Origin of the sequence: Burkholderia sp. ZZQ-2, assembly GCF_050768715.1 — a bacterium.
Taxonomy (GTDB): domain Bacteria; phylum Pseudomonadota; class Gammaproteobacteria; order Burkholderiales; family Burkholderiaceae; genus Burkholderia; species Burkholderia cepacia.
Genome location: NZ_LDVA01000308.1, coordinates 1 through 1,222, shown reverse-complemented (window position 1 = coordinate 1,222; position 1,222 = coordinate 1). Strand labels below are relative to the sequence as shown.

The window sequence follows — 1,222 nt, the reverse complement described above, 5'->3', positions numbered from 1 at the left end:
TCGAACTCGGTGGCAATCGGCGCGAATTCGAACGACGGCGGTCGCTCGAACGTGGTGTCGGTCGGCAACGACCAGCAGCAGCGCCAGATCACGAACGTCGCGCCGGGTACGCAAGGCACCGACGCGGTGAACGTGAACCAGCTGACGCAGGTGCAGACGACGCTGTCGACGGCACTGTCGGGCCAGCAGGCGCAGATCAACTCGCTGGGTTCGCAACTGCAGCAGACCGACCAGATGGCGAAGCAGGGTATCGCGGCCGTCGGCGCGATGGCGTCGATCCCGCAGCTCGATCGCGACGCCAACTTCGGGATGGGTGTGGGCACGTCGACCTTCCTCGGCCAGAAGGCGATGGCGGTCAACATGCAGGCGCGCATTACCGAGAACCTGAAGGCGTCGATCAACGGCGGTTTCAGCGGCGGTCAGAAGGTGATCGGCGCCGGCATGCTGTACCAGTGGAAGTAACGCGTCGCGCCGCCAGGCCGCCCGGCTCGCCAGCCGGACGGCCTGCGGCGGCCCCGACGGCCGGACGAGCCCGCGCGCAACCCGTGGCGGGCTTCAGTCAACCCAAGTTTTGAGGATGTAACCGTGAACAAACTCGCTCTTGCGCTCGCGCTTTCCGCAACGGCCCTCGCCGCGTGCTCGACCGCATCCGGCCCGACCTTCAGCGCCTCCGAACTGCAGCCGCGCGACGGCGTGCGCACCTTCCAGGTGGACTGCCACGGCCTGCTGTCGGGCCCGGAAACCTGCATGAAGGCCGCCCGCAAGATCTGCGGCGAAGAGCCCGTGCGCGCCGTCGATTCGGCCCGCGCGCTGCGCGACAAGTCCGATCCCGCGACGCTCGTGTTCCAGTGCGGCGCGGCGCCGGCCCAAGCGGCGCAGGCCGCCGCGCCGGCGGCAGCCGTCGTCGTCGAACAGGTCAACCTGTCGGGCGACGCGCTGTTCGCCACCGACCACGCGACGCTCGCCCCGACCGCGCGCGAATCGCTCGACCGGTTGCTGAGCGAGCGCGCCGACCACACGTACTCGCAGGTGAGCGTCACCGGCTTTACGGATTCGGTGGGCAGCGACGACTACAATCTCGCGCTGTCGAAGCGCCGCGCCGAATCCGTCGCGGCCTATCTGAAGGCACACGGCCTGAAGACCGATTCGCTGACGGTCTCGGGTCGCGGCAAGGCCGACCCGGTCGCGTCGAACGCGACGCCCGAAGGCCGCGCCAGCAACC

General features: G+C 69.2%; 2 protein-coding genes. Both read left to right on the top strand.

The annotated features are described in order from the left end of the window. A partial coding sequence (locus ABY44_RS27800) for a YadA family autotransporter adhesin (protein ID WP_431642773.1) occupies positions 1-462 on the top strand: 462 nt, incomplete at its 5' end. A 123-nt stretch (positions 463-585) separates the two neighbouring features. Beyond that, positions 586-1,222, top strand: a 637-nt coding sequence (locus ABY44_RS27795; RefSeq protein WP_431642771.1) for an OmpA family protein, incomplete at its 3' end; no start/stop codon positions are given.